This window comes from Bacillus sp. 165, assembly GCF_017742235.1.
In the GTDB taxonomy this organism is placed as follows: domain Bacteria; phylum Bacillota; class Bacilli; order Bacillales; family Bacillaceae_G; genus JAGHKQ01.
The window spans coordinates 107,232-132,380 of the sequence record NZ_JAGHKQ010000004.1; the positions used below are offsets into that span (position 1 = coordinate 107,232).

At 36.8% G+C, this 25,149-nt stretch carries 35 protein-coding genes; 28 read left to right on the forward strand and 7 right to left on the reverse strand.

The window, feature by feature from the left end:
* Positions 1–5 precede the first annotated feature (5 nt).
* The 9 genes from comGC (at position 6) to J7Q84_RS08210 (ending at position 3,832) form a co-directional block, all read left to right on the forward strand.
* Positions 6–317: a competence type IV pilus major pilin ComGC gene (comGC, locus tag J7Q84_RS08170; protein WP_209094030.1), complete on the forward strand. Its 312-nt coding sequence runs from the start codon at positions 6–8 to the stop codon at positions 315–317.
* Positions 314–760, forward strand: a complete 447-nt coding sequence (gene comGD, locus J7Q84_RS08175; RefSeq protein WP_209094031.1) for a competence type IV pilus minor pilin ComGD — start codon at positions 314–316, stop codon at positions 758–760. The genes comGC and comGD overlap by 4 nt, the downstream gene beginning before the upstream one ends.
* Positions 750–1,088: a type II secretion system protein gene (locus tag J7Q84_RS08180; RefSeq protein WP_209094032.1), complete on the forward strand. Its 339-nt coding sequence runs from the start codon at positions 750–752 to the stop codon at positions 1,086–1,088. Before comGD ends, J7Q84_RS08180 begins: the two co-directional genes overlap by 11 nt.
* Positions 1,072–1,515, forward strand: a complete 444-nt coding sequence (gene comGF, locus J7Q84_RS08185; protein WP_209094033.1) for a competence type IV pilus minor pilin ComGF — start codon at positions 1,072–1,074, stop codon at positions 1,513–1,515. The genes J7Q84_RS08180 and comGF overlap by 17 nt, the downstream gene beginning before the upstream one ends.
* Complete coding sequence (gene comGG / locus J7Q84_RS18345) at positions 1,512–1,892, forward strand: competence type IV pilus minor pilin ComGG (RefSeq protein ID WP_209094034.1); 381 nt, start codon at positions 1,512–1,514, stop codon at positions 1,890–1,892. The genes comGF and comGG overlap by 4 nt, the downstream gene beginning before the upstream one ends.
* 4 nt (positions 1,893–1,896) lie before the next feature.
* Positions 1,897–2,394 (forward strand): shikimate kinase, encoded by a 498-nt coding sequence (locus J7Q84_RS08195; protein WP_209094035.1) that lies wholly within the window; start codon positions 1,897–1,899, stop codon positions 2,392–2,394.
* Between the two features lie 52 nt (positions 2,395–2,446).
* Positions 2,447–2,647: a YqzE family protein gene (locus J7Q84_RS08200; protein ID WP_209094036.1), complete on the forward strand. Its 201-nt coding sequence runs from the start codon at positions 2,447–2,449 to the stop codon at positions 2,645–2,647.
* 690 nt (positions 2,648–3,337) lie between these two features.
* Positions 3,338–3,565, forward strand: a complete 228-nt coding sequence (locus tag J7Q84_RS08205; RefSeq protein WP_209094037.1) for a hypothetical protein — start codon at positions 3,338–3,340, stop codon at positions 3,563–3,565.
* 120 nt (positions 3,566–3,685) lie between these two features.
* A complete protein-coding gene (locus J7Q84_RS08210; protein ID WP_209094038.1) occupies positions 3,686–3,832 on the forward strand; it encodes a hypothetical protein in 147 nt (48 codons plus the stop codon).
* 137 nt (positions 3,833–3,969) lie between these two features.
* On the opposite strand, the gene J7Q84_RS08215 is transcribed toward J7Q84_RS08210, so the two are convergent.
* Positions 3,970–4,767 carry a YqhG family protein gene (locus J7Q84_RS08215; protein ID WP_209094039.1) on the reverse strand — a complete coding sequence of 266 codons (798 nt, stop codon included), beginning with the start codon at positions 4,765–4,767 and terminating at the stop codon, positions 3,970–3,972.
* Complete coding sequence (locus J7Q84_RS08220) at positions 4,754–6,436, reverse strand: DEAD/DEAH box helicase (protein ID WP_209094040.1); 1,683 nt, start codon at positions 6,434–6,436, stop codon at positions 4,754–4,756. Before J7Q84_RS08220 ends, J7Q84_RS08215 begins: the two co-directional genes overlap by 14 nt.
* Positions 6,437–6,722: 286 nt before the next feature.
* Here J7Q84_RS08220 and gcvT point away from each other — a divergent pair, with 286 nt between their 5' ends.
* The 8 genes from gcvT to J7Q84_RS08260 all read left to right on the forward strand — a co-directional run bounded on the left by gcvT (position 6,723) and on the right by J7Q84_RS08260 (position 13,711).
* Positions 6,723–7,823: a glycine cleavage system aminomethyltransferase GcvT gene (gene gcvT, locus J7Q84_RS08225; protein WP_209094041.1), complete on the forward strand. Its 1,101-nt coding sequence runs from the start codon at positions 6,723–6,725 to the stop codon at positions 7,821–7,823.
* A gap of 31 nt (positions 7,824–7,854) precedes the next feature.
* Complete coding sequence (gene gcvPA, locus J7Q84_RS08230; protein WP_209094042.1) at positions 7,855–9,198, forward strand: aminomethyl-transferring glycine dehydrogenase subunit GcvPA; 1,344 nt, start codon at positions 7,855–7,857, stop codon at positions 9,196–9,198.
* Positions 9,195–10,655, forward strand: a complete 1,461-nt coding sequence (gcvPB, locus tag J7Q84_RS08235) for an aminomethyl-transferring glycine dehydrogenase subunit GcvPB (protein WP_209094043.1) — start codon at positions 9,195–9,197, stop codon at positions 10,653–10,655. The genes gcvPA and gcvPB overlap by 4 nt, the downstream gene beginning before the upstream one ends.
* A 368-nt stretch (positions 10,656–11,023) precedes the next feature.
* A complete protein-coding gene (locus J7Q84_RS08240; RefSeq protein WP_481747539.1) occupies positions 11,024–11,242 on the forward strand; it encodes a DUF3929 family protein in 219 nt (72 codons plus the stop codon).
* Between the two features lie 47 nt (positions 11,243–11,289).
* Complete coding sequence (locus J7Q84_RS08245) at positions 11,290–11,481, forward strand: hypothetical protein (RefSeq protein WP_209094044.1); 192 nt, start codon at positions 11,290–11,292, stop codon at positions 11,479–11,481.
* Positions 11,482–11,859: 378 nt separating this feature from the next.
* Positions 11,860–12,429, forward strand: coding sequence for a GNAT family N-acetyltransferase (locus J7Q84_RS08250; protein WP_209094045.1), 570 nt, complete (start codon positions 11,860–11,862; stop codon positions 12,427–12,429).
* A 460-nt stretch (positions 12,430–12,889) separates the two neighbouring features.
* The gene (locus tag J7Q84_RS08255; protein ID WP_209094046.1) at positions 12,890–13,417 is read left to right on the forward strand and encodes a BsuPI-related putative proteinase inhibitor; all 528 of its coding nucleotides are present in this window, start codon (positions 12,890–12,892) and stop codon (positions 13,415–13,417) included.
* A 3-nt stretch (positions 13,418–13,420) separates the two neighbouring features.
* A complete protein-coding gene (locus J7Q84_RS08260) occupies positions 13,421–13,711 on the forward strand; it encodes a hypothetical protein (RefSeq protein ID WP_209094047.1) in 291 nt (96 codons plus the stop codon).
* A 125-nt stretch (positions 13,712–13,836) separates the two neighbouring features.
* Here J7Q84_RS08260 and J7Q84_RS08265 read toward each other — a convergent pair whose 3' ends face one another.
* A complete protein-coding gene (locus J7Q84_RS08265) occupies positions 13,837–14,160 on the reverse strand; it encodes a rhodanese-like domain-containing protein (protein WP_247739169.1) in 324 nt (107 codons plus the stop codon).
* A 366-nt stretch (positions 14,161–14,526) separates the two neighbouring features.
* Between J7Q84_RS08265 and J7Q84_RS08270 the strand changes: the two genes are divergently transcribed.
* Entirely contained in the window at positions 14,527–15,363 is an 837-nt protein-coding gene (locus J7Q84_RS08270) for a lipoate--protein ligase family protein (protein ID WP_209094049.1), read from the forward strand.
* Between the two features lie 33 nt (positions 15,364–15,396).
* On the opposite strand, the gene J7Q84_RS08275 is transcribed toward J7Q84_RS08270, so the two are convergent.
* On the reverse strand, positions 15,397–16,197 hold the full coding sequence (locus J7Q84_RS08275) for a hypothetical protein (protein WP_209094050.1): 801 nt from the start codon (positions 16,195–16,197) through the stop codon (positions 15,397–15,399).
* Between the two features lie 294 nt (positions 16,198–16,491).
* Between J7Q84_RS08275 and splB the strand changes: the two genes are divergently transcribed.
* Both splB and mntR read left to right on the forward strand, forming a co-directional pair.
* Positions 16,492–17,517 (forward strand): spore photoproduct lyase, encoded by a 1,026-nt coding sequence (splB, locus tag J7Q84_RS08280; protein ID WP_209094051.1) that lies wholly within the window; start codon positions 16,492–16,494, stop codon positions 17,515–17,517.
* Positions 17,518–17,662: 145 nt separating this feature from the next.
* The gene (gene mntR, locus J7Q84_RS08285) at positions 17,663–18,091 is read left to right on the forward strand and encodes a transcriptional regulator MntR (RefSeq protein ID WP_209094052.1); all 429 of its coding nucleotides are present in this window, start codon (positions 17,663–17,665) and stop codon (positions 18,089–18,091) included.
* A gap of 8 nt (positions 18,092–18,099) precedes the next feature.
* Here the strand turns inward: mntR and J7Q84_RS08290 are convergent, their stop codons facing one another.
* Positions 18,100–18,363: a hypothetical protein gene (locus tag J7Q84_RS08290; protein ID WP_209094053.1), complete on the reverse strand. Its 264-nt coding sequence runs from the start codon at positions 18,361–18,363 to the stop codon at positions 18,100–18,102.
* 435 nt (positions 18,364–18,798) lie between these two features.
* Between J7Q84_RS08290 and J7Q84_RS08295 the strand changes: the two genes are divergently transcribed.
* A complete protein-coding gene (locus J7Q84_RS08295; protein WP_209094054.1) occupies positions 18,799–18,987 on the forward strand; it encodes a hypothetical protein in 189 nt (62 codons plus the stop codon).
* A gap of 18 nt (positions 18,988–19,005) precedes the next feature.
* Here the strand turns inward: J7Q84_RS08295 and J7Q84_RS08300 are convergent, their stop codons facing one another.
* Positions 19,006–19,410, reverse strand: a complete 405-nt coding sequence (locus J7Q84_RS08300) for an SA1362 family protein (RefSeq protein WP_209094055.1) — start codon at positions 19,408–19,410, stop codon at positions 19,006–19,008.
* Positions 19,411–19,491: 81 nt separating this feature from the next.
* Positions 19,492–20,415 carry a DUF1385 domain-containing protein gene (locus J7Q84_RS08305; protein ID WP_209094056.1) on the reverse strand — a complete coding sequence of 308 codons (924 nt, stop codon included), beginning with the start codon at positions 20,413–20,415 and terminating at the stop codon, positions 19,492–19,494.
* Between the two features lie 182 nt (positions 20,416–20,597).
* Here J7Q84_RS08305 and J7Q84_RS08310 point away from each other — a divergent pair, with 182 nt between their 5' ends.
* From J7Q84_RS08310 to spoIIIAB, 7 genes are all read left to right on the forward strand, one after another.
* Positions 20,598–21,092 carry a YqhR family membrane protein gene (locus tag J7Q84_RS08310; RefSeq protein WP_209094057.1) on the forward strand — a complete coding sequence of 165 codons (495 nt, stop codon included), beginning with the start codon at positions 20,598–20,600 and terminating at the stop codon, positions 21,090–21,092.
* A gap of 74 nt (positions 21,093–21,166) precedes the next feature.
* A complete protein-coding gene (gene aroQ, locus J7Q84_RS08315; RefSeq protein WP_209094058.1) occupies positions 21,167–21,610 on the forward strand; it encodes a type II 3-dehydroquinate dehydratase in 444 nt (147 codons plus the stop codon).
* Positions 21,611–21,612: 2 nt separating this feature from the next.
* On the forward strand, positions 21,613–22,674 hold the full coding sequence (gene pepQ / locus J7Q84_RS08320; protein ID WP_209094059.1) for a Xaa-Pro dipeptidase: 1,062 nt from the start codon (positions 21,613–21,615) through the stop codon (positions 22,672–22,674).
* 21 nt (positions 22,675–22,695) lie between these two features.
* Positions 22,696–23,253, forward strand: coding sequence for an elongation factor P (gene efp / locus J7Q84_RS08325; protein WP_209094060.1), 558 nt, complete (start codon positions 22,696–22,698; stop codon positions 23,251–23,253).
* 142 nt (positions 23,254–23,395) lie between these two features.
* A complete protein-coding gene (locus tag J7Q84_RS08330) occupies positions 23,396–23,677 on the forward strand; it encodes a YqhV family protein (RefSeq protein WP_209094061.1) in 282 nt (93 codons plus the stop codon).
* Between the two features lie 22 nt (positions 23,678–23,699).
* Positions 23,700–24,629 carry a stage III sporulation protein AA gene (gene spoIIIAA, locus J7Q84_RS08335; protein WP_209094062.1) on the forward strand — a complete coding sequence of 310 codons (930 nt, stop codon included), beginning with the start codon at positions 23,700–23,702 and terminating at the stop codon, positions 24,627–24,629.
* Positions 24,626–25,141: a stage III sporulation protein SpoIIIAB gene (spoIIIAB, locus tag J7Q84_RS08340; protein ID WP_209094063.1), complete on the forward strand. Its 516-nt coding sequence runs from the start codon at positions 24,626–24,628 to the stop codon at positions 25,139–25,141. The genes spoIIIAA and spoIIIAB overlap by 4 nt, the downstream gene beginning before the upstream one ends.
* The last annotated feature ends 8 nt before the right edge of the window (positions 25,142–25,149 follow it).

A 25,149-nucleotide genomic window follows, 5' to 3' on the forward strand; every position in this document is an offset into this window, starting at 1 on the left:
ATAATTTGATGAATGAGAAGGGATTTACGCTATTGGAAATGCTGCTAGTGATGCTGGTCATATCGGTGCTGCTGCTGCTTATTATCCCAAATGTTGTTACGCAACGCAGTGCGGTCCAAAGTAAAGGCTGTGAAGCGTTGATTAAATCTGTTGAAGCGCAAGCACAAGCATATGAACTTGAGCATAATAAGTTTCCTTCAATTGGTGAACTGAAAAACGGCAATTATATTGCAACAGAAACATGTCCTGATGGAAGAGAGTTAGTTGTAGATACAACAACCGGGGCTGTATCTGCAACAAGTCCAACCTCCCCATGATTTATATAAGGAGTGAGGATGGCTTTACCTTACTTGAAATGCTTTTGGTTTTATTTGTTGTTTCTTTGCTTAGCGGACTAGCTTACGTTAATCTTATCCCGCTATACGAAGGAAAGAAAGCCGAACAATTTTTTGAACAATTGAATGAGGATATTTTGTTTATGCAGGAATTAGCGATGAGTACAAGTGAAAGAACAAATTTGCAATGGTTTCCGCAATCTCATCGATATATTATTCAGCAAACTTATGAAGAAGGTCCTCTCCTTAGCCGCTATTATGATAAAAAGATTCGGGTGGACTTACACACCTTTCCCAGCATTATGACGTATTCGGGTAAGGGCAATATTAATCGAGGAGGCACAATTTATGTGTACTATAAACAGAAAACGTATAAGATTGTGTTTCAATTAGGAAAGGGTCGTTTTTATTATAATGAGATATGAAAGGGGATATATTTTAGTAGAGATGATAACGGCTCTCGGTATTTTAGTAATTATTTGCTGTGTTCTCTTTCCGCAAACGGTATATATTCTTCAAGAACGTAAAAACATACAATTTTTGCAAACGGCGACCATTCTTCTTAAAGAAGAGGTATTTTCTGTAACTGAAACAACTGATTTTCCTGTTTCAAAAATAAGAATGGTTGAGAATAAAGAGTTTGTCTTTACATGGATACGAACAATCGAAGAAACTGGTACTACTGCCTGTGTTCAATGGCAAGACGCAAAGAATCGGGAGATGAAGAGGTGTAAGGATGTTAAAGCTTCTTAAAGAACAAGCCGCTTTTACATTGATTGAGCTCCTTCTAACCCTCTCTATTTCTTGTATGATACTTCTCATTACGCCGCGACTACAGCCTTTTTTATTCCCTATGTATGATCAAAACGGGATGAATGTATTTGAATGGAATGTTTTTCTGAAACAGGCAGAAATTGAATTTCGTGAGGCACGCTCCTTAGAAAAGGAATCGACACAACTTCAATTACGTTCCCAGACTAACGAACTAATCACATACCGTATGAATGGAATGAGATTGATTCGTCAAATTAATAATTCAGGGTATGAGATATTGCTTCAAAATATTAGAAGTGCAACGTTTGAATCACATGGCAATAGACTAGCTATAACCGTTGTTGATGTTAAGAATAAGATATACACAAGAGTTATCACAAGATTTCATGGGGTTGAGAGAGAGTGAAAAATGAAAAAGGGTTTTCGTTGCCTGTTACCATTGTTTTTTCATTGATTATTATCTCTTTCTTTATGCACCAAACAAACCTTTTGTTGCTGGAAAAAAGATTTTATGCTGAGAGCGAGGAGATAGTAGCATTAGATATTCTCATGCATAATGCGATTCTGGATTTTAAAAGTACTCTAAACTCCTTTGAAGCGAAAAAAGAAATGGTATTTCAATATGAAGATGGTACAGTTGCTGTATTCCATTCTTCAAACTCAATTTCAGAAATTTTAGAGGTAACTGTTAAATGTACGACTGTGAAGAATAGAAAATATGAGATACAATTTGAATACAATCAGGCAACGAATCAGATTATGAACTGGAAAGAAATGAGGTGAAGGTATGCAACCGATATATATAACCGGATTCATGGGAGCAGGGAAAACGACTGTTGGGAAAGCATTGAGTGCACAGTGGCAAGTACCGGTTATCGATACGGATAAATACTTAGAACAAAAGCTGCAAAAGAAAATTGTGGATATATTTCAAGAAGAGGGGGAAGAGCAGTTTCGCCTATACGAAAGCACGATACTTCACTCGCTTCCTACTCAAGATGTAATCATTACTACAGGAGGGGGGACAGTCATCAAGGAGGAAAACCGAAAGTGGATGAAAGAACATGGAATTGTTATTTATCTATACTGTGATCCAGCTGTAATTACAAAAAGGCTACAACATGATAATACAAGACCGCTCTTTAATCAGGATGATATCGACTCGTTTATTACATTATTTCATACAAGGCAATCCTTTTATGAGGACGCGCATTTTAGTATTGATACGACAAACAAACAGCCAGCAGAGGTCATTGATGAGATAGAGAAGAAGTTTAAAATATAATCTGATGGGTATACTAAGCACTTAGAAAGATTATTATTGGTGGTGATATAGTATGTCAACAAATGATTATGTTAAATTTGTTACGCAGCAATTTGTCACATATATGGATAGTCCAAAAGCTGATCGGCAACAAAAACGTGCGCAAAAGAGAATGGAAAAAGAACCGTTTCTGGTGAGATGGTTTGGCGTGCTGCCTCTTAGTGTTGCTCTATACTACCGTAAAATACACACACTAAAGAAGAAAGATGCTTAAGGATGTTTTGGGAAAAGTGGAACGCAAGCATATGATAAAATACGCTTACTCATTTATAAGAGAGGCGTATTTTTTTTGCAATAAAAAATCCTGCTCGATGTGCAATCGGCAGGACATAAAAGAAACAGCTTGTTGTTTCTTTTAGTTTAACCTCATTTCATTTTTTTATACGTATATTTTTAAATAAAAACGTCTATAGTTTATAAAAAAACTTGAGGTGAAACGATGGGAAAACAGAAACAGCTTCCAGCTTGGGCTTTAGTTACATTCAGTTTATGCGCGGGTATAGTCACTGGGTTACTTAGCTATATTATGTATACGGTTTTACAACTGCTAGGGAATTAATTACTAGAGAAAATACTGTTCAAGCATATTTATGGTATAGAAAAAAGTTGAGTACAAATGTACTTGATTTTTTTATTTCTTACGTAAATAAGAAGGAATTGGGAACGAGATTATAGAATACACATACTACATAACTTATGGTTCAAACATTTTTTTGTGCAAACGATTGTCAGAGGGGATTGTTAGAGCAAATCGTTCACAAAATCTCCTTAAATTTCATGTGAAGATTATCTCAATGTTGCATTATAATAGAGCTAACCTGAATTTACTATTATAAAAAAGTTAATATATTGTGTACGTACGCAAAAATGTAAACGTTACCAAAAGGTGGGAGGTGAGGCATTGATGAGTAAATTTTTTGCTAATCATAAAGGAATTTATGTAGAGGATGAAAAGCTGATCAAATATGCTGAAGCTATATATGGAAAAAACGGCAAATCAATCTTAGAAAATTTAATTGCGAAGGCTTCTATTCGAGTGAAGGATCGGTATCCTAATAAATCAGAGGAACAAATTTCTTATTTAGTAAACAGAGGTTTGCATGACATGCTTAGTAAATATGTGGAAGAATAAAAGCGAGACACGGGCGAAGTGTCTTGTTTTTTTATGAGTAGCAGTCGCATTAAATGTGTATTATATCCTATGCATCTGCAGAAGATAGAAAAGCATATCAATTTGCTAGGAGGTGTCATGATGAGTGAAGGGTCAGGCGGTTCAAAAAAGAATAAAGCAAGTGATGCCAACCATGTAAGTGCCCATACGAAAGCTTATCAAAAAAGGATGTCCAAGATTAACAACGAAGATCATAACGATGGTCGGAAATATAACGGTAAAATCTAAAAAATAAGAGCACGGAAATTCCCGTGCTCTTATTTTTATCCAGTAGACTTACAGTTAAAGAAATAGATGAGGTCTGGTACACGATTAGGAGCAGTCTAAAAAATTTGCTTTTATAGTGATGCTCTTATGGGTTTCAGTTATATGCGGCCTCTCGTTAAATAAAAAAGCCCGCTATTAATGAATGTAATGTTGATTTTTGGTTCGTACTGTTCTTGCAATGCTGCTTTCTCCGTTTCATAACTCTCAGGAAGTTTCTCAACATCTTCATAAAATTGTTGTAAAAGCTTTAAATCATGATTCCATCGTTCTCTTGCAGCGTCTGCCCAAGAATGATCATCCTCAGCTATGTTTGCCTTTACAGCTTGTTCTATGCGTATGAGTCCGCTTTGCGGTTTAATCAATGGAGCTAGTGTAAAGCAAAAGTCTGGGATTTTTGGTGTAAGCGGTAATGATCGGACAGTTTCATGAAAGTTGTCAATGATGGTACCGGTGATTAAATGTAAGCCGTATGAGAACAATATATCTTTTTTTCTGTCGCATTGATAGGAAACCTTCATATTGACGCCGAGCCAAGGATCTAAGGGGAGGTTTTGCATACCACCATTAGACCGGACATCTTCGTATAAGCGTATGTAACTGCCAAGTTCACGAACAGCAGAAAACACTTGGTGAAGACGAGGGGATCCGTAATGAATAACGTCCCCTTTTACCTCTTCAGGAACTTTAGTTTGGTCCGTAATGAAGGTCAAGCGCATAGGGTTCGGGGTTCCCCCCGTTTTTTCAAGATAGTGCCAGTAAAAGGGGCGATTCATCAGCATTTTGTCCATCTCTACGGTCAACTGAACATCAATAAAGAAAGGATTCCGTTCAAAAATTTCACAGTGATTTGCTTCGAAAAAACGAGTTAAGTAGTCATGAATTTCATGTTGCTGCATAACGGTCAACCTCTTTTGTATTGCGCTGTGCAAATTCGATAATGGATGTAAGATTATCCATTTTAATTCGAATTTCACCTTCGCTTTTGGAATTTGTAAAAATTTCTTGAATATGATTTTCAATATTTTTCATGTCAATTCGTGTAAGAATTTCATCTAGTTCCCCAATGACTCGTTCAAATAAATTAATTTTTTCGTATAGAAGCTTTAGTATATGCTCTTCAATTGTTTGCTTTGTTGCGAGATTGTATATATGTACATCGTGTTTTTGTCCTAATCGGTGAATCCGCCCTATTCGTTGTTCCAGGCGCATCGGATTCCAAGGAAGATCGTAATTAATCATATGGTTACAAAACTGAAGGTTAATTCCTTCACCTCCTGCTTCTGTTGCAATTAGAACTTGAGCATGATTTTGGAATAATTCTTTCATCCAATCTTTTTTTCCGCGTTTAAATCCGCCCCGAAAGGGAACTGATGAAATCCCATGCTGTTTTAAAAACCATTGCAAATACATTTGAGATGCGCGGTACTCGGTAAAAATTACGACTTTATCTCCAATTTCCTTAATAATCTCAAGTGCTTTATTTGCTTTAGTGTTAGAAGGGATTACATTGATTTTTTCCATTAAAAGTTCAATATGGGGTTCCATTTTATAGTGTTCATTTTCTCGCATTCTTTTTTCCACGAGCTTTTTTAAAGAGAAATAAACAGCTTCTCTGCTGCTGCAGGCTTCTCGCTTCAATGTTAAGGAGGAAAAAGCAGAAGTAAAGGCATTTTCATCCTGCCAGGATTCAATTGCATCGTATAATCCTTTTTCCTCCTCGTTAAATTCAACGAACATCGTATGAACATGGCGTTTTGGCCAACCGATTCCCGTATCATTGCGCCGGTTTCGTACCATTACTTTGTTAATGAGTTCTTTTAAATGCTGATCTGTTTCAATCGTACGATTTTTAGAAGCGTAATATTCTTCGAAGTTAGATTGATTTCCAAGATGACCGGGTTTTAATAAAGATACAAGGTTGAAAATTTCATCAATTCGGTTTTGAATAGGAGTTGCTGTTAATAACAAACAAAATTTCTTTTTTAGTAGTTGGGCAAATTCATAGTTTTTTGTTTTATTGTTTTTCAGTTTGTGTGCCTCATCGATGATAATTAAGTCATATTCCTGATTTAACACAATATCTCGGTGCGGTGCCCGTTTTGCTGTATCAATAGAAGAAACAATTACATCACATTGCTCCCAGGAATAGCTTTTTCGCTGTGCAATGGCAGGAATATAAAACTTTGTGTTCAGTTCGTATGCCCATTGAGAAACGAGAGAAGCGGGAACTAATATTAATACTTTTTTTACAAGACCCCGAATCATATATTCTTTTAAAATCAATCCTGCTTCAATGGTCTTCCCAAGTCCTACTTCATCTGCCAAAATAGCTTTTCCATTCATTTGTTCAATTACAGTTGTTGCTACCTCCAATTGGTGAGGCAATGGAGTTAAATCAGGCAAATGTTTTGGCGCTTGTAATCCTTCGAATTTAGGGATGAGAAGGCGTTTTTCGGTTTCAAATGCCAGATTATATAGCTCCCAATTTGACCATGGACCATCATCTTGCACTCGTGTTAAAAAGTCATCCTGCCACGTACGGTCAACATTAATTTCAACGTTCATGTGCCAAATCCCGCCTTTTTCTGTTAAATATAAAATTTCCATATAATTTTTTAATTATTTTTTATGTTAGAATATTGCCGAAATATGATGAAAAATGTTAGGATAATGTTGTACGAAAGATATATATCTTTCGTATTTTATCCCGAATTCAGCATTTTTATTTACGCTTTCATAAAAAAATGCGGAATGATTCCGTATATCCCAGTATTTTTATTAGGGAATGTTTAGTTGTTTTAGTATAAAAACTATATTTTTATAGTTTTTCATAGATAAGGGGGAAGGCAAAATGATAACGTTGAATCGCACACCTTTATACGATGCATACGCGAAGTATGGAGCAAAAACAATTGACTTTGGCGGGTGGGAGCTTCCGGTACAATTTTCAAGTATTAAGGAAGAACATGAAGCTGTCCGCACTATTGCAGGATTATTTGATGTATCGCATATGGGGGAAATCGAAGTAAAAGGAGCAGACAGCCTTGCTTTTTTACAAGAAATGATGACAAATGATGTATCTCTACTAAAAGACGGCGGTGCACAGTATACCGCAATGTGTTATGAAAATGCGGGAACAGTAGATGATTTATTAGTCTACAAAAAAGCGGATAATGATTATTTATTAGTTGTAAATGCTTCTAATATTGAAAAAGATTATGAGTGGCTTGTTTCTCATGTGAAAGGGAATGTAACAGTAACAAACATTTCTTCTGAAATGGGACAGCTTGCTTTGCAAGGTCCGAAGGCTGAAGAGATTTTACAGAAATTAACTTCAGAAAATTTAAGCGAAATTAAATTCTTTAAATTTAAAGAAAATGTAAATATTGATGGCATTTTTGCCCTTGTTTCTCGTACGGGTTATACGGGAGAAGATGGATTTGAAATTTACTGTAAGAGTGAAGATGCTCCCGTACTTTGGGACAAGCTGCTTGAAGCTGGCAAGGAAGATGGATTAAAGCCATGCGGATTAGGAGCTCGTGATACTCTTCGTTTTGAAGCGACATTAGCTTTATACGGACAAGAATTGACAAAAGATATTACTCCAATTGAAGCAGGTATTGGTTTCGCTGTAAAAACAAATAAAGAAATGCCATTCATGGGGAAAGAAGTATTAAAAGACCAAAAGGAAAACGGTGCTTCTCGTAAATTAGTCGGTATTGAAATGATCGACCGCGGTATTCCTAGAAGCCATTATGAAGTATTTGTTGGAGATACAAAGATTGGAGAAGTAACAAGCGGTACTCAATCTCCTACATTAAAGAAAAATATTGGTCTTGCCTTGTTGAATAAAGAATACACAGCAATTGGTACCGAAGTAGAAGTACAAATTCGTAACAAAAAGTTAAAAGCTGTAGTTGTTCCAATACCATTCTATAAGCGTTCAAAGTAAAATACTGAGTAGTGGGAGAGGGGTAAAATTCATGTTGCATCGTTATCTTCCTATGACAGAAGAAGACAAAAAAGAAATGTTAAATACAATTGGTGTAGAGTCAATCGAGGAACTGTTTTCAGATATTCCCGAAAGTGTAAAGTTTAAAGGTGAATTAAATATCAAACCGGCAAAATCTGAACCGCAACTTGCAAAAGAACTTTCTGAGTTGGCAAGCAAGAATGCAAATGTCAAAGAATATGCTTCTTTTTTAGGTGCAGGTGTATATGACCATTACAATCCAATCATTGTAGATCATGTACTTTCTCGTTCTGAGTTTTATACAGCTTACACGCCGTATCAGCCAGAAATTTCTCAAGGAGAATTACAAGCTATCTTTGAATACCAAACAATGATTTGTGAGCTAACTGGTATGGATGTTGCGAATTCCTCTATGTATGATGGAGGTACTGCACTTGCTGAAGCAGCTATGCTAGCAGCAGGACATACACGCAAAAGCAAAATCTTAGTTTCCAAAGCTGTTCATCCGGAAACAAGAGATGTTTTACACACTTATGCAAAAGGTCAACGTTTGGAAGTAGTCGAAATTGATACTAAAGACGGTATGACAGATTTAGAAATGCTTCAAAATGAAATGAATGAAAACGTAGCTTGTGTAGTTGTTCAATATCCAAACTTCTTTGGTCAAGTAGAGAAATTGGCTGATATTGAAAAGATTGCTCATCAGCATAAAGGATTATTTGTTGTATCAAGCAACCCACTTGCACTAGGCGTGTTAACTCCTCCAGGAAAATTAGGGGCTGATATTGTAGTAGGAGATGCTCAACCGTTCGGTATCCCAACTCAATTTGGAGGACCGCACTGCGGATACTTTACTACTACTAAGGCGCTTATGCGTAAAATTCCAGGACGTCTTGTAGGAGAAACAAAAGACTTAGATGGACGCCGCGGCTTTGTATTAACACTGCAAGCGCGTGAACAGCATATCCGTCGTGATAAAGCGACTTCAAACATTTGCTCTAACCAGGCATTAAATGCCCTTGCTGCATCAGTAGCAATGACAGCGCTTGGTAAACAAGGTGTCAAAGAGATGGCAATGCAAAATATTGCAAAAACACAATACGCGAAAAAGCAATTTGAGCAAAATGGTTTCACAGTTGCTTTCAACGGGCCATGCTTTAATGAAATCGTTGTAGATTGCAAACGCTCTGTAAAAGAAGTAAATGCTGCATTGTTGCAAACTGGAATTATCGGTGGCTATGATCTTGGTGAATATTACCCCGAGCTTACAAATCATATGTTAATTGCTGTAACAGAACTTCGTACGAAAGAAGAAATTGACATGCTTGTGAAGGAAATGGGGGATAACAAATGATGAATAAAGATCAGTCGCTTATTTTTGAAGTAAGCAAGCCAGGCCGTATTGGATATAGCTTGCCTCCGTTAGATGTAGAAGAAGTACAGTTGGATACTTTGTTTGAACAAGATTATATTCGTCAAGATGAGCCAGAACTTCCAGAAGTATCTGAGCTTGACATTATGCGTCATTACACAGCGTTATCTAAGCGTAACCATGGTGTAGATTCTGGATTTTATCCGCTTGGCTCTTGTACAATGAAGTACAATCCAAAGATTAATGAGAATGTGGCGCGCTTCCCAGGATTTGCGCACATTCATCCGTTGCAAGATGAAAGTACAGTGCAAGGTGCATTGGAATTAATGTATGATTTGCAAGAGCACTTAAAAGAAATCACTGGTATGGATGAAGTAACTCTTCAACCAGCAGCTGGCGCTCACGGTGAGTGGACAGGTTTAATGTTAATTCGTGCATATCATGAAGCTAATAATGATTACAAACGTACGAAGGTTATCGTTCCTGATTCTGCTCACGGCACAAATCCTGCATCTGCAACAGTAGCAGGTCTTGAGACAATCACAGTTAAATCCGATGAAAATGGATTAGTAGATTTAGAGGATTTAAAACGAGTAGTTGGGGAAGATACAGCTGCGTTAATGCTGACTAACCCTAATACACTTGGTCTGTTTGAAGAAAACATTTTAGAAATGGCGAAAATTGTCCACGAAGCTGGCGGTAAATTATATTATGATGGAGCGAATTTAAATGCCGTTTTAAGTAAAGCACGTCCTGGGGATATGGGCTTTGATGTAGTGCATTTAAACCTTCATAAAACATTTACAGGTCCGCACGGAGGCGGTGGTCCAGGTTCTGGTCCAGTAGGTGTGAAAGCAGACTTAATTCCATTCTTGCCAAAACCAGTATTAGAAAAAACAGAAAATGGCTACCGCTTTAACTATGATCGTCCGCAAGCTATCGGTCGAGTAAAACCATACTATGGAAACTTTGGTATCAATGTTCGTGCGTATACTTATATCCGTTCTATGGGACCAGACGGTTTAAAACAAGTAACCGAGTATGCAGTATTAAATGCTAACTATATGATGAGACGTTTAGAGCCTTATTTTGACCTTCCTTATAACAGGCATTGTAAGCATGAATTTGTACTTTCCGGACGTCGTCAGAAGAAGCTTGGCGTGCGTGCTCTTGATATTGCGAAGCGTCTGTTAGACTTTGGTTACCATCCACCGACAATTTACTTCCCATTAAATGTGGAAGAATGTATGATGATTGAACCGACGGAGACAGAATCAAAAGAAACGCTGGATGCATTCATCGAGGCTATGATTCAAATTGCAAAAGAAGCAGAAGAAACACCAGAAGTGGTGCAAGAAGCTCCTTATAATACAGTTGTAAATCGTATGGATGAAACAATGGCTGCACGTAAGCCGATTTTACGTTATCAAAAAGCATAAGTTTAAAAAAGCTTGCCTTATTTTAAGGCGAGCTTTTTTACTTTGTTTAAAAATTAACTTGCATGGTGAATCAAAATGGAATAGGATTTCTTAACTATAGATCTATACTCTATTCCTGTTGGTTTTTATCGTGCAATGGATATTGGCTGATGCTAAAAGACTCGTGAATAAGCAGCTCAATTATAAAATAATAGGATACATGTTCACAGCAGCATAAATTTTTAACAAAACTATAACAAAAGCGATGGTTTTTGTGATTGAATGAGAATTATTATTATTATATACTGAGAGGGACAAATTCCAATAGGTTTGATAGGTATATATACACTCGATATGTGAATGTTTGAACTTTTCGGGAGGGGACATGAGTGAACTTTAAGAGATACCAGTTGACGTATCACTTAGCAAATGGAAGTATAATAGGAGATATAAAAGAGTTTTACTATAAGGATAAATCAAAAATGCTAGAGCGAGTGATTCAGCACGTTACAAAAAATGAACGTATCACGGCTATAGACAGTACGGGATCACTCATTCCTATACGCTGTAAGGAAATTGTGAAGGTTCAATTAAATTACTTAGGCTGAGATAAGAGGATGAGTGTGAGTAATGAATGAAAAGAAAGGAATAGACTATGCGAGAGAAAATTAGTTTTTATTTATTTGTTTTCTTATTTTTAACGGTAGGGGCATTAACTATTTGTGTCATTCTAGATACAGGCTGGTATACATCTGTCAATCCTGTTTTATTAGTATTGATGTACATAGGCACAGGTATTATCAGCTTTGGAATGAGAGAGGAAATGTTAAATCAGTTTGAAAAATAGCAAAACAAGTCAGCAGCTGACAAGCTGACTTGTTCATTGTCTATTTGTCTTTATTTCGATTATTGACTCGTTAGGCGGCATGACCTCTTCTGATAGATATATAAACTTTATACAATAATACAACGTACTTGTAATGAGTATGGAAGATACAAGAAACAAAAAGAAGAGTAAGATACGTTTATGAACAATGCTTTCCATACAGCTTTGTTTCTCCTTTTGTAATTATTACTTATAGGTTACGTTATATAGAAAGGAAAAAGACAGTTACTTGTTTCCATAAGTGCTGTCTTTTTCCTTTCTGTATTTATTAATGAAAAGTATAGAATTAGAAGGAGTTTTTGTAAAAACAGATAAGGTATAAATAAGGAGGGGAGAAGGATGAATTTAACTTTTAGAGATTTTCCAGTATTACATACTAGCCGTTTTGTATTGCGAGAATTGAAACTGACAGATGCACCTCTGATGTTTCGCTACTTTTCTGATGAAGAGGTTGTTCGTTTTTATGGTCTTGAACCCTTTTCCAGCTGCGAGCAAGCCGAGAGCTTGATTATGCAAATGAAAAATGGATTCCAAACAGGGAATGCTATTCGTTGGGCAATTGCTCGAAAGGAAGACGATATTTTAATGGGAACCATTGGATTCCATAACTGGAGCAAGCTGCATTACCGTGCTGAAATAGGGTATGAAATTGCTAAAGAGTATTGGGGACAAGGTATTATGACCGAAGTGCTTCACCCTGTTATTTCGTATGGATTTCGACAAATGAATTTAAATCGAATCGGTGCGACGGTAAGAAAAGAAAATTATGCATCTCGTAAAGTGCTTGAAAAGCTGGATTTTTTAGAAGAAGGGGCATTGCAGGAATATCAATATTATCTTGGGTATTTTTATGATTTACTAATGTATGGATTAGTAAAAAGTAGATATAGGAGAAGAGAGGAGAGATAGGTACAAAAGGTATCTCATATTGTAGAATGGGTACTCAAGAGAAAGGGAAATTATTTTGTAAAAACATTTCAAAAGAAACAAAGGTTATATTTTCTCCTACATTTAGAAGTCCCTGATAAAGGCTTAAGGGGATATTTTTAAGGTTTTGTAAATAAATACCATTTTTTATCTGATGATTATATGCATACACTCATTGACTGCCGTGGTATAATAATCCCACATAGAATATAAAGTAATTTATATCATACGAGCAGAAGCCGCCCTAGAATTGGGGCGGCTTCTGCTCGTATGATAGGATTGTCCTAAAATTGATGAAGGGTCACTGTATTTTTAACTCGCTATGTTATGTGATTTTTACAATCATACAACAATGAAACAGATAATCCTTCAAATGGTAAACAATATAAATGTAATTTGGTACAATAAGGATAGTGACAAAATCACAAGAAGGGAGCTTACTATGCGACGGATAGCACTATGTATGTTAGTGTCGGTATTGGCGTTAGTAGGGTGCGCAGAAGAACAAAGCAATCAAGCAAAAACCAAAAAAACGGCAGAGTCTGATGCGAAGCCGGCAGAGCCTGTTATAATCCCTATTTCGTCAGATTTACAGTTCCATGGAGAAGCCCAAGTACAAGAGAATCAAGTTCATTTTACATTATCATTAGAGAACACTGGAGAAAATCCAGCTTACCTGCAATTTTCATCAGGGCATCAGTTTGAAATTGTTGTAAGCGAACAAGGAAAAGGAGAAATCTATCGTTACTCTAACGGGAAAATGTTTACTCAAGCATTGATTGATTTACCTGTAGAACCAGGTGAAACAAAAATATGGGAAGATACTTGGAAGGGGCAATTAGAGCCCGAAAAAACCTATATTATTACTTTCCAGCTTCTTCCGAGAACAATCAATGAAAAAGAAGTAAAGCCAAGTATGCTGACTGATACAAAAATCCTTACTGTAGAACGATCAAAAGAAACCAATTGAGAAATGGACAAGCTTCCACAGAACATTAAAGTAGAAGGAAAAGACGGCAACTACAAACTGTCGGGGGATGCGGCTCAAGGATGGAGTAAAGGGTACTATTCAGTTGAAGATGGACATAATCAATATGTAGAAGAAACAAGCACCGATATGAGCAAGCCTTGGTCAGTGCAGGTTCACATTTCAAAAGAAGACCTTCCCTCGTTTGGAGTTATCACTTTGGTGTTATATATAAAGGACGATAACGGGCAGATAACTCAAACACAGGCTGTTCAGCTGCAAAATTTTAATGAATAATCTTTCTTGTATATAAAAGTGGGAAAAGGTGTTATATGCAAGGTAACTAAATAGCAGCGAACTAGAATAAATTATGTTGTTAAAAATGATAGGGCATGGAAAAATAGTTCCATGCCCTTTGTTCATTAGTCTTTTTTCTTGATTTTACCACTCCATAGTTTAAATCCGCCTTTGAGTTGGTGAAGGTTACGATAACCTTTACGCTTTAGAAGTTGTGCTGCACGACCTGTACGCATGCCGTTTTGGCAATATAGGTAAACAGGCTGATCTTCACGGATTTCTTTGTAGCGCATACGAAGTTGTGATAACGGTATATTGCGTGCTCCTAAAATGTGACCAGCTTTATATTCATCCGGCTCGCGAATATCGATAAGCTGTGCTTTACGATAGCCAGCACGAAACTCTTCTTCCGTAAGCGTTTTAATGAGTTTGCGTTGATAAAAGTACATAACAACAGAATATGCAATGAACGCAACAATGATAGATAACGCGATAGTTATACTGTTTGACACGATTAAATCGACCCCTTTTTTGTAATCCTACCATAAATATTATAATGGTGTTACAGATGAATGCAATATATTCAGCTATTTTGGAGAAGAGAATTTCATATTTTTTCACAAATTGTGTCGATTTTGGTACACTGATGTATAGAGTACAGATTCTATAAGCAGGGAAATGCTTTTCATCTAAGTAATAAACAGCTCCGTACTCCTTGTATAGACTGATTAAGAAAAAATGATTGTCTGGAAACATAGAACAATTTGTTAAAAATGCCCTGGTTATAGAGAGAATTACAGTATAAGAGGTGCGTAATGGAAAAAGAAAAATGGTGCTACATAAATTCTGGAAAATGCTCGCCAGCATTTAATATGGCTTTAGATGAATGCTTACTCAATTGGCAAAGCGAAAAAAAATTATCTCCGATTGTTCGATTTTATGAATGGGAAGTTCCTACTCTATCTATTGGATATTTTCAACGTGTAGAAAAGGAAATTAATATGGAGGAAGTGTCTAAAAGAGGATTTGGATTTGTACGAAGACCGACAGGAGGCAGAAGTGTTCTTCATGATAAAGAACTTACCTACAGTGTAATTGTATCTGAAGACCACCCAGATATGCCCCGTACGGTTACAGAAGCGTATCGTGTCATATCCGAGGGGATTTTAGAAGGATTTAAAACATTAGGTCTGGATGCTTATTATGCTGTACCAAAAACAAAGGAAGAGAGGGAGGACTTGAAGAATCCTCGCTCTGCTGTGTGCTTCGATGCACCTTCGTGGTATGAAATTGTGGTGGAAGGAAGAAAAATTGCAGGAAGTGCACAAACAAGACAAAAAGGTGTTATTTTACAGCATGGTTCTATTCCATTAGATATAGATTTAGATACTTTGTATGACTTATTTTTATTCCCGAACGAAAAAGTAAAAGAGCGTATGAAAAAAATGTTCTCTTCAAAAGCAGTAGCAATTAATGAACTTACAGATAGAACATTTACGATTGATCAGCTTACAGAAGCATTTAAAATAGGGTTTGAAAAAGGGTTGAATGTGGAACTAGTACCATATGAGCTAACGGACGAGCAAATGACTGAAGTACAAACTCTTGCTAAAGAAAAATATGAGAACGATGAATGGAATTATAAAAAATAAAAAAGATGGAGAGTTTCACTCCATCTTTTTTATTTAAATAAGTTTATAAATACTATCGAGATTAAGCCCTTTTTCTTTTAGCTGACGCAGTTGGCTTACAACGTCCATTACATCTTTGTCTAAGGGGACATACACATTTTGTGTTTGTAATTCTTTTTTTAGTTGTTCAATGGAGTCGTCAATATCCATTCCTAAATCATAATCATGACATACTGAAGTTGCCTTGGATACTAGGCATTGATAATGGTCTTCTGTTTTTGAAGAAAAAGGTGTTGCTTTTTGTAGAGGAACCGTTGTTGCGACTGCTTTTTGCTTAATTAGTGGCGTTGTTTCTTTTTTCACAGCAGGCTGTTCTTGTTTCGGCTCTTTATGTACGAGCGTAAGTTTATTTTCTTCCTGCTTGTCTACGGGTTTTTCTTGAGGAGTTTCCAGTTCGACCACAGGCTGAATTTCTTCTTCAAATTCTTCTTTAAGCTCTTCTTTAAGCTCTTCTTCCATTTCTTGCTTTTCGCCGTTCTTTTCCTTGCTCCACATAATACGTTCAATCTTAAGTGTTAAATTATTCTTATTCATGGATTCCATAGTGACTTTTCCTACTTCTGCTTTTCCTGCGAAGTCAACAATCTTATAAATCACACTGTGATTCCAATCTACATTTCCGCTTAAAAACAGTTCTTCGTTTGATTTAGGAGTCAGTCCTTCTATTTTGATTTCTTCGTTTCTTCCGTTGTTGCTGTATACCATGATTAATGAAGCTGCTACATCTTTATCATCAAGCATAAGCTCTCGAACCATTTTTCCTGTTCGAACTTGCGTTTGTTTTTTCACAGACATTTGCTCTTCCCCTCTCATATCTCAGTGTAGTCCTTGTATATAAAAATTCATCTCACGAAGAAATATAATACAAAGAAAAAAAGAGGTAAGTCAACCTTTTACCTCTTTATTTTGTATTTTTCTTATCTTAATTATGATTTCTAAAATTACACAGTTATTTTTAGGTTTAAAACATTCAAGCATAGAAATATACAATGAAACCTTATATTTTTATGGAAAGTTTTAAGTTTATCCATTTCTTACGAAAGGTTCATACTACAGTTGAGAGGAATAGGAGAAGGAGATGAGTAGCTATTGAAGCCGTTTCTTCCGAAATTGGTGTATTTTGAGCCGCAAGCATTAGAATATCCGCTAGGAAAAGAGTTGTATGATAAATTCACAAGCATGGGGTTAGAGGTACGAGAAACAACCTCTCATAATCAAATTCGAGATTTGCCGGGCGATAATGAACTTCAAAAGTATCGTTATGCGAAATCTACATTAGTTATAGGGGTAAGGCGAACATTAAAGTTCGATACGTCTAAGCCTTCAGCTGAATATGCTATTCCGCTTGCTACGGGATGTATGGGACATTGCCATTATTGCTATTTGCAAACGACTCTCGGCAGCAAGCCGTATGTTCGTGTATATGTAAATCTCGATGACATTTTTGCCCAGGCCCAAAAATATATAGATGAGAGGGCACCAGAGATTACACGTTTTGAGGCAGCATGTACATCTGATATTGTAGGAATTGATCATCTTACCCATTCGTTGAAAAAAACAATTGAATTCATCGGGCAAACTGAATATGGAAATTTAAGGTTTGTTACAAAGTTTTCCCATGTGGATCATTTATTAGATGCTCAGCATAATGGAAAAACACGTTTCCGTTTTAGTATTAACTCTCGATATGTAATTAAAAATTTTGAACCGGCTACTTCTCCGTTTGAAGATCGTATTGAGGCGGCAAAAAAAGTAGCTCATGCTAACTATCCGCTTGGATTTATTGTTGCTCCGCTGTATATGCATGATGATTGGGAAGAGGGATACTATGAATTATTTGAGCGTCTTCATAACTCTTTAAAGGATGTATCATTGCCGAATTTATCCTTTGAACTCATTCAACACCGTTTTACTAAGCCTGCTAAGAAGGTAATACAAGAGCGGTACCCCAATACAAAGTTAGAAATGGATGAGGAAAAGAGAAAATATAAATGGGGGCGCTATGGAATCGGGAAATATGTATATCAGACAGACGATGCCACACGGCTAGAGCAAACAATACGTTCGTATATTCAAGAATTTTTTCCGGATGCTGAAATCCAGTATTTTACTTAATGCAGTTGAGAAGATAGTTTATTTTTAAATTTAGGTGATGGATAAAGGGAGGTACGATTATCCTCCCTTGTCACAACACCGTTTCTATTGTATGATTTTAATGATTTGGTTTACGTACATAAATAGAAATGGATGGAGGAAGCCGATGCCTACCCCAAGTATGGAAGATTATATAGAACAAATATATATGCTTATTGAAGAAAAAGGATACGCACGTGTATCGGATATTGCAGAAGCTCTGAATGTACATCCATCCTCTGTAACAAAAATGGTGCAAAAGCTTGATAAAGATCAATATCTCATCTACGAAAAATATAGAGGATTAGTGCTAACATCGAAAGGGAAAAAGATTGGAAAACGTCTTGTGGACCGTCATGAGCTGTTAGAGCAGTTTATGCGTATTATTGGACTGGATGAAAGTAAGATTTATGAGGACGTTGAAGGAATTGAACATCACCTTAGTTGGGAAGCAATCGATCGAATTGGTGATTTAGTTCAATACTTTGAAGAAGATGCCTTGCGTGTGGAAACGTTGCGCGGCATTCAGAAAACAAATGAAGAGCAAAACAGCTAAAAGGAAGCCTAAGCGCTTCCTTTTTGCATATTTATTTCTTTGTGCTGTTCCAATTTGTTCAGAAAAAGAAAGCTTACTATACAAAGAAAAAGCAATATCCATGTAAGGGGAATAGTTAATGTTTTGAAGAGAATATAAATGTGGAAGAGCGGATTTAACACCTGTGTCCATTGATCTTGCAATAATACCCATTCTGCATTTAGCAGCAGTGTGATAATACCTAAATACCCAACTGTCCACATACATTCTAATAAAAAAAGTAAGAAACCCATGATGTTTCCTCTCCTTTATTATTGATTAGGTGCTTTTGTAAAATCAGCGTCTATTTGATTTGCTCTATTTTTCTTCTTGCAATAAAGCTTTGTTTTAAACTGGATAATTTATATCTTGGGATGGAGGTTAGGAACAGAATGCAGATGGTTTGAGAAGTCTTTATTATACTATTTAGAATGTTTTGTCTTTTTTGAGAAGAGGTGTCATCAAAAAGTTGAACTGGGCATACAAGATATATACAGCAGTCATTTAAAGATTTGTTAGCTAATTAATTAATAATTTCGTTTTCACAAAACAATACTCCTTTTTATAAGTGAACAAACATAATATTTTTTGATCTGTTTTGTTTTTTTATTTAATAAAGAAAATTCCGTAAAGTATTTTAATTATCTTTATAAATAGATATAATAAATATAAGGCAAAGGAGGAGCAGAATGATAACAGAAGAGATGAGAAAATATTTGAGTGGAAATCCATACGTGTTTGAAGGTGAATTCGTCGAATTAAGCGATGAGAACAAAGGTGAGCTGTTTAAGCTGCAAGATGACTATTTTAGTGAAGAACTGGTTTTATCTGAGGATATGTATAAATATATATCAGGAAATCCATATAGGATTGTATAAAAAAGAAAAACCGTGTATCTAGAAAGATGCACGGTTTTTCTTTTTACCCTTTTTTCCTTCAATAACAGTCAGGTGTGTTTGTTTTCGTTTCTTTTTTAAAAAGGAAGTGCCTTTTTTTCCTTTTAAATCTAAAGGCGCTTTTTTTAATATATTATTGGCAAGGGGAGTGATATTTTGTTTTTGTCCTGCGTATTTCTTTTTCGACTGCTTTGCAGCACGATCATATGAGGCGCGATTTTTGCCAGGGGAATTCGAGTTTGTAAACAGCTTATACAGAATAAAAATAGCACCTGCCACAATAACAATAGTGATAATTTTTTTAAGTAAATCTGCTGGGAAATTTACTCCGTAGTATACAATTCCAAACAAAGACAAGCCAATAATAAAAACGAAAAACATTGTAGCAAAAGAACGTCCTTTCATATGAAACACCTCCCAGAAGAACACGATTTTAAATAGTTTATTAAAAAGGACTTGTTTAGTTGATGAATAAATACAAAAAAATTAATTTTTTGCGTTTTCTAAGCGAAGAAGCTCGTTAAAAGAAGCGATTGCAACTTCTACTTGGTCGTCAGAAGGCTCTTTAGTTGTTAACAGTTGAAGCCAAAGCCCTGGATAGCCCAAAAAGCGTAAAACAGGGAGGTTGCGAAGCCTGTTTGTAAACTGCAGCACTTCAAATGAAATCCCTAGCACAACTGGAATTAAAAGAATTCGGTAGCCAACTCGTACCCACAGCGGATCTGTCGGTACAAGAAAGTAAATAAACATGCCAACAATCACAGTAAATAAGATGAAGCTGCTGCCGCAACGATAGTGAAGTCTTGTTTGCTTTTGTACGTTTTCTACAGTCAAAGGCAAATTGTTTTCATAGGCATTTATAACTTTATGCTCTGCGCCATGATATTGGAATACCCGCTTAATAATGGGAGTAAGGGAAACGAAATAAATGTAACTTAATAATAAAATTAGTTTGATTACACTCTCTACCAAGATTTGTGCCATATCGGAAGAGAAGACGGGTTTTGTGAAATGTGCTAATACAGCTGGAACAGCTGTAAAAATGACTTTTCCGAAAATAAAGGAGAGAATGCCGACAGTAGCTGCTCCAAGCCACATGGTCAGCTTAGACTGTTCCTCCTTTTTATGCCCGATTGCTTCATCATCGTTTGGGTCTGTATCAAATCGTTCTGTGGAAAAATTCAGATGCTTAGCTCCGTTTGAACTGGCGTATAGAATTGCTGCGATTCCGCGAAGAAACGGAATTCGTTTGAATAAGTCTAACATTTTGTTATTATGGCGAGGTAAGCGAAAATAGTCGATAGAATTGTCTTTTCTACGAATGGCTGTAACAGTATATTCTCTGCCGCCGAACATAACTCCTTCTACAACCGCTTGCCCTCCATAGATTTGTTTTGTCTCCTCTTTCATGTGAACACCAACCTGTATCTATCTTTTTATTTTATTGTAGCTGTAATGCTCGTCTTCTGACAAGTATTACTAAGGTTGCATGGTCAGTGTATATTCCTTTTATAGACACATTTGTCTGATTTTAAACGTAATTAGTGTAATAGATTTTAATTTGGACATACTACTAAGCGGAGGTGGGAAAATTGGGAAATGAGCAATTAGAGCAGAATAAGAAAGAAGGACAACAGTCGTTTATAACGAAAGTTGTAATTATAGGGCTGTTTGGAGGCGTTTTTTGGAGTCTTGTGTGGTATGTTTTTCATATCTTTTCATTTTCCCAAGTTGGACCAAATTATTTGCTTCTTCCATTCGCCTTCGGCAATTGGAAGAACGGAGTATGGGGACAATTTGCAGGTGTAGTGGTTCTTAGTGTCATTTCTATTTTGCTTGCTCTTCTGTATGGAGCATTTTTGAAGAAATTTCAAGGAATATCCCCAGGCATTATATTTGGATTAGCAATATGGGCTGCTTTATTTTTAGGAATGAGCTCCTTTATCCCTTCGCTGAAAGGTATAACAGATTTCACAAAAGAAACGCTGGTTACTACAGGGTGTTTGTATATACTATACGGTGTTTTTATTGCTTATTCCGTTTCATACGAGGCAAGTGAACAAAACAGAGCAACTCAAGGAAGTTAGTCAAACTATTCAAATAAGTAGTGATTATGTTAGAATGTTCTATGAACATTCTTTTTTCGTAAGGAGTTATACATATGAAAAAAATACTCCTCATCAACGGTCCTAATTTGAATCGATTAGGAAAGCGAGAAGTAAGTGTGTATGGAGAGAAAACTTTGGAAATGCTCGAAAAAGAGCTAGAGGAATATGCTAGAAATAAAGGAATAGAGCTTGTATGCTGTCAATCCAATTATGAAGGAGCTATCATTGATAAGCTACACGAGGCTGAAGACAAGGAGTTTCACGGTGTAATTATAAATCCGGGAGCATATACTCATTACAGCTATGCGATTCGAGATGCCATAGCAAGTATTTCTGTTCCAGTCATGGAAGTCCACCTTACAAATATTCATAAACGCGAAGAATTCCGTCATGTATCAGTTACTGCGCCTGTTACTGTCGCACAAATTATCGGTCTAGGCTTCTATGGATACAAATTAGCATTGTTAGGATTAATTGAGAAGTTTCGGGAGGAATAAATATGGAAAAGCTGCAAAAGCTAAGAAATACATTTCAGACGGCTGGAATTGATGCTTTATTAATTACTAACAGCCATAACCGTACATATATGACGAACTTTACCGGAACTGCCGGAGCAGCATTGATTACAACTGAAAAAGCTTTATTTATTACTGATTTCCGCTATATGGAACAGGCTGCTAAGCAAGCAGAAGGCTATGAAATTATTCAACATAAAGAGACTATTCCTGCTGAAATTGCTAAGCAGGTAGAAGCTTTAGGAATTAAAAAACTTGGCTTTGAGCAAGACGATCTTACATACAGTGCTTATCAGGCATATGCTGAAAAGGTACAGACAGAACTTGTTCCGGTATCTGGGCTTGTAGAAAAATTACGCTTGATTAAGACAAGCTCTGAGATTAAGATATTAAAGGAAGCTGCACAGATTGCTGATGCTGCATTCGATCATATTTTATCGTTCATTCGCCCTGGTGTTTCTGAGCTTGCAGTATCCAATGAGCTTGAGTTCTTTATGAGAAAGGAAGGAGCAGCATCTTCTTCTTTTGATATTATTGTAGCGTCTGGGCTTCGCTCTGCATTGCCACACGGGGTAGCTTCTGAAAAATTGATTGAAGCGGGAGATTTTGTTACATTGGATTTTGGTGCATATTACAAAGGGTATTGTTCCGATATTACACGGACGGTAGCTGTAGGAGAGCCATCTCCTCAACTTAAAAACATCTATGATATCGTATTACAAGCACAGCTTCTCGGTGTGAAGGGAATCAAGGCGGGAATTACCGGCCGTGAAGCAGATAATCTTACTCGTGATTACATAACAGAACAAGGATATGGAGAGTATTTTGGGCATTCCACAGGACATGGTATTGGCCTTCAAATTCATGAGGGTCCAGGTCTATCTTCCCGTTCTGACGTTGTATTGGAGCCGGGGATGGTTGTGACGTGTGAGCCTGGAATTTATGTTGCAGGGCTTGGCGGCGTACGTATCGAAGATGATATTGTTATCACCAAAGAAGGTAATGAAGTATTAACGCATTCACCAAAAGAACTTATTATTTTATAATCATACAGGAGGATCTACTACATGATTTCAGTTAATGATTTTCGTACAGGTTTAACAATTGAAACGGATGGTGGGATTTGGCAAGTAATGGAATTCCAACATGTAAAGCCGGGAAAAGGAGCAGCATTCGTTCGCTCTAAGCTGCGTAATCTTCGCACAGGCTCTGTTCAAGAAAAAACATTCCGTGCCGGTGAGAAAGTAGAAAAAGCTCACATTGAAAATCGCCGTATGCAGTACTTGTATGCAAGCGGAGATGTGCATATTTTTATGGACAATGAAACATATGAGCAGCTTGAGCTTCCTGCTAAGCAAATTGAGCACGAATTGAAATTCTTGAAAGAAAATATGGAAATATATATCATGACTTATCAAGGGGAAACGCTTGGTGTTGAGCTTCCGAACACTGTTGAGCTAAAAGTAGTGGAGACAGAGCCTGGTATCAAGGGAGATACAGCATCTAACGTAACAAAACCTGCAACAATGGAGACGGGGCTTGTTGTACAAGTACCAATCTTTATTAATGAAGGTGAAACACTAATTATTAATACATCAGAAGCTAGGTACGTTTCTCGCGCATAACATTATATGTCTACGAAAGCACTCGTGATTTTCACGGGTGCTTTTTTCTGTTTCCGCACATTTTTTGCTTCTGAAATAGACAACCTCGGCATATGGTTGTACAAACGTGTTCTTTTGTACAGTGAAGATAGAAGGTGGAATTTTGAAGCAATGGCTAGCGGTGATTGAAACTTCTGTTTTGGCTATGGCAGTACTTCGCATGGTATCTGGCAGCATTGAAGTATGCGCAGCATTAGTAATGTTATATTTGAACGATGTAAAAAAAGCGCTTGTCGTCAATAGCTTATTAGCATTCGTAGGACCTACAGTGTTAATAGTTACGATGACTATCGGGGTGTTAAGTATTTCCAATGACATCTCGTTTCTAAAGCTGTTTTTTCTATTTTTAGGAGTAGGGTGTATCTTGATTGCTGTATTTAAATAAAACATTATGGTGAGGGACAGTCATGAAAGAAATATTAGATGTTTTACCAAAAGAGATGGGAGCTATTATTCAACAAATACCGTCTTCTTTAAAAGAGAGGATGGAAGAAATTAGAATACGTATACACCGTCCTCTTGAGTGCGTTATAAGTGGTAAACCGCAATTTCTTCAATATACAGCAACAAGTGAGGACGGGATATATTTATTGAATAAGCTTAGTCAGTACTCAATTTACACGATGGAGGAAGAGTTGAAGCGTGGTTATGTGACATTGAGAGGCGGTCATCGAGTCGGTCTTGCTGGTAAGGTAGTAACAGAGGGGGGAATGGTCAAGATAATTCGTGATGTTGCTTCTTTCAATATTCGCATCGCTCGTGAAAAAATTGGAATTGCTGACCCCTTAGTCCGCTATTTATATAAGGAGCGTTGGCTTAATACAATGATTATTGGGCCGCCACAAACAGGAAAAACGACGCTGCTACGGGATTTTGCAAGGATAATGAGTATTGGAGCGGAAGAGGAGCGAATTCCATCTTGTAAGGTAGGGATTGTAGATGAGCGTTCTGAAATTGCAGGGTGTCTCAAAGGAATACCTCAGTATCAATTAGGGACAAGAGTTGATATTTTAGATGCTTGCCCCAAAGCTGAGGGAATGATGATGCTCATTCGTTCAATGAGCCCGGATATTTTAATCGTTGATGAAATTGGACGACAGGAGGATAGCGAGGCCATTATAGAAGCGGTTAATGCAGGTGTTCAGTTGTTTGTAACGGCTCATGGATATGAATATGAGGATTTATTTAAACGTCCTTCTTTAAAGGCAATAGTGGAGCTTGGTATATTTGAAAGGTTTGTTGAGTTGTCTAAAACAAAAGGACCAGGAACCGTTATGAATATTAAAAATAAAGATGGAAAAGAACAATTGTCAAAAGTGAGCGTGGGGAGGAAATGATAAAACTTTTTGGGGCAGTTTTTATTTTAGCAGCAACATCCTGGATTGGATTTGAGTTTGCGAAAAAGGTCAGTGATCGTCCTCGCCAGCTTCGATATCTTAAAGCGGCACTGCAATCTCTAGAAGCAGAAATCATGTATGGTCATACTCCTTTAAGCGAGGCGGCAAGCCGGCTGGCCAAACAAATTCCGAAGCCGCTGTCTTGGATGTTTCAAAGCTTTCAAACACACTTAGAGCAAGGTGAAAAAACAGTAAGAACAGCATGGAAAGCTAGTCTAGACGAGGTTTGGAAGTTTACGGCTCTTAAGAGTACGGAATATGAAATCCTGAAGCAATTCGGTGAGACTCTTGGTCAACACGATCGTGATTCGCAGCAAAAGCATATTCGTTTAGCGATTAATCATCTCGAAAGGGAAGAAAGTGAAGCCAAGGATATACAGCTGCGTTATGAAAAAATGATGAAAAGCCTAGGTGTTCTAACAGGTTTGCTTATTATTATTCTACTTCTGTAAGGAGTGAA

Coding starts and splice junctions, on each gene's coding strand:
- comGD (WP_209094031.1), top strand. CDS start 314: ATGATTTATATAAGGAGTGAGGATGGCTTTACCTTACTTGAAATGCTT.
- J7Q84_RS08180 (WP_209094032.1), top strand. CDS start 750: ATGAGATATGAAAGGGGATATATTTTAGTAGAGATGATAACGGCTCTC.
- comGF (WP_209094033.1), top strand. CDS start 1,072: ATGTTAAAGCTTCTTAAAGAACAAGCCGCTTTTACATTGATTGAGCTC.
- J7Q84_RS08195 (WP_209094035.1), top strand. CDS start 1,897: ATGCAACCGATATATATAACCGGATTCATGGGAGCAGGGAAAACGACT.
- J7Q84_RS08200 (WP_209094036.1), top strand. CDS start 2,447: ATGTCAACAAATGATTATGTTAAATTTGTTACGCAGCAATTTGTCACA.
- J7Q84_RS08205 (WP_209094037.1), top strand. CDS start 3,338: ATGAGTAAATTTTTTGCTAATCATAAAGGAATTTATGTAGAGGATGAA.
- J7Q84_RS08210 (WP_209094038.1), top strand. CDS start 3,686: ATGAGTGAAGGGTCAGGCGGTTCAAAAAAGAATAAAGCAAGTGATGCC.
- J7Q84_RS08215 (WP_209094039.1), bottom strand. CDS start 4,767: ATGCAGCAACATGAAATTCATGACTACTTAACTCGTTTTTTCGAAGCA.
- J7Q84_RS08220 (WP_209094040.1), bottom strand. CDS start 6,436: ATGAACGTTGAAATTAATGTTGACCGTACGTGGCAGGATGACTTTTTA.
- gcvT (WP_209094041.1), top strand. CDS start 6,723: ATGATAACGTTGAATCGCACACCTTTATACGATGCATACGCGAAGTAT.
- gcvPA (WP_209094042.1), top strand. CDS start 7,855: ATGTTGCATCGTTATCTTCCTATGACAGAAGAAGACAAAAAAGAAATG.
- gcvPB (WP_209094043.1), top strand. CDS start 9,195: ATGATGAATAAAGATCAGTCGCTTATTTTTGAAGTAAGCAAGCCAGGC.
- J7Q84_RS08245 (WP_209094044.1), top strand. CDS start 11,290: ATGCGAGAGAAAATTAGTTTTTATTTATTTGTTTTCTTATTTTTAACG.
- J7Q84_RS08250 (WP_209094045.1), top strand. CDS start 11,860: ATGAATTTAACTTTTAGAGATTTTCCAGTATTACATACTAGCCGTTTT.
- J7Q84_RS08255 (WP_209094046.1), top strand. CDS start 12,890: ATGCGACGGATAGCACTATGTATGTTAGTGTCGGTATTGGCGTTAGTA.
- J7Q84_RS08260 (WP_209094047.1), top strand. CDS start 13,421: ATGGACAAGCTTCCACAGAACATTAAAGTAGAAGGAAAAGACGGCAAC.
- J7Q84_RS08265 (WP_247739169.1), bottom strand. CDS start 14,160: ATGTACTTTTATCAACGCAAACTCATTAAAACGCTTACGGAAGAAGAG.
- J7Q84_RS08270 (WP_209094049.1), top strand. CDS start 14,527: ATGGAAAAAGAAAAATGGTGCTACATAAATTCTGGAAAATGCTCGCCA.
- J7Q84_RS08275 (WP_209094050.1), bottom strand. CDS start 16,197: ATGTCTGTGAAAAAACAAACGCAAGTTCGAACAGGAAAAATGGTTCGA.
- mntR (WP_209094052.1), top strand. CDS start 17,663: ATGCCTACCCCAAGTATGGAAGATTATATAGAACAAATATATATGCTT.
- J7Q84_RS08290 (WP_209094053.1), bottom strand. CDS start 18,363: ATGGGTTTCTTACTTTTTTTATTAGAATGTATGTGGACAGTTGGGTAT.
- J7Q84_RS08295 (WP_209094054.1), top strand. CDS start 18,799: ATGATAACAGAAGAGATGAGAAAATATTTGAGTGGAAATCCATACGTG.
- J7Q84_RS08300 (WP_209094055.1), bottom strand. CDS start 19,410: ATGAAAGGACGTTCTTTTGCTACAATGTTTTTCGTTTTTATTATTGGC.
- J7Q84_RS08305 (WP_209094056.1), bottom strand. CDS start 20,415: ATGAAAGAGGAGACAAAACAAATCTATGGAGGGCAAGCGGTTGTAGAA.
- aroQ (WP_209094058.1), top strand. CDS start 21,167: ATGAAAAAAATACTCCTCATCAACGGTCCTAATTTGAATCGATTAGGA.
- pepQ (WP_209094059.1), top strand. CDS start 21,613: ATGGAAAAGCTGCAAAAGCTAAGAAATACATTTCAGACGGCTGGAATT.
- efp (WP_209094060.1), top strand. CDS start 22,696: ATGATTTCAGTTAATGATTTTCGTACAGGTTTAACAATTGAAACGGAT.
- spoIIIAA (WP_209094062.1), top strand. CDS start 23,700: ATGAAAGAAATATTAGATGTTTTACCAAAAGAGATGGGAGCTATTATT.
- spoIIIAB (WP_209094063.1), top strand. CDS start 24,626: ATGATAAAACTTTTTGGGGCAGTTTTTATTTTAGCAGCAACATCCTGG.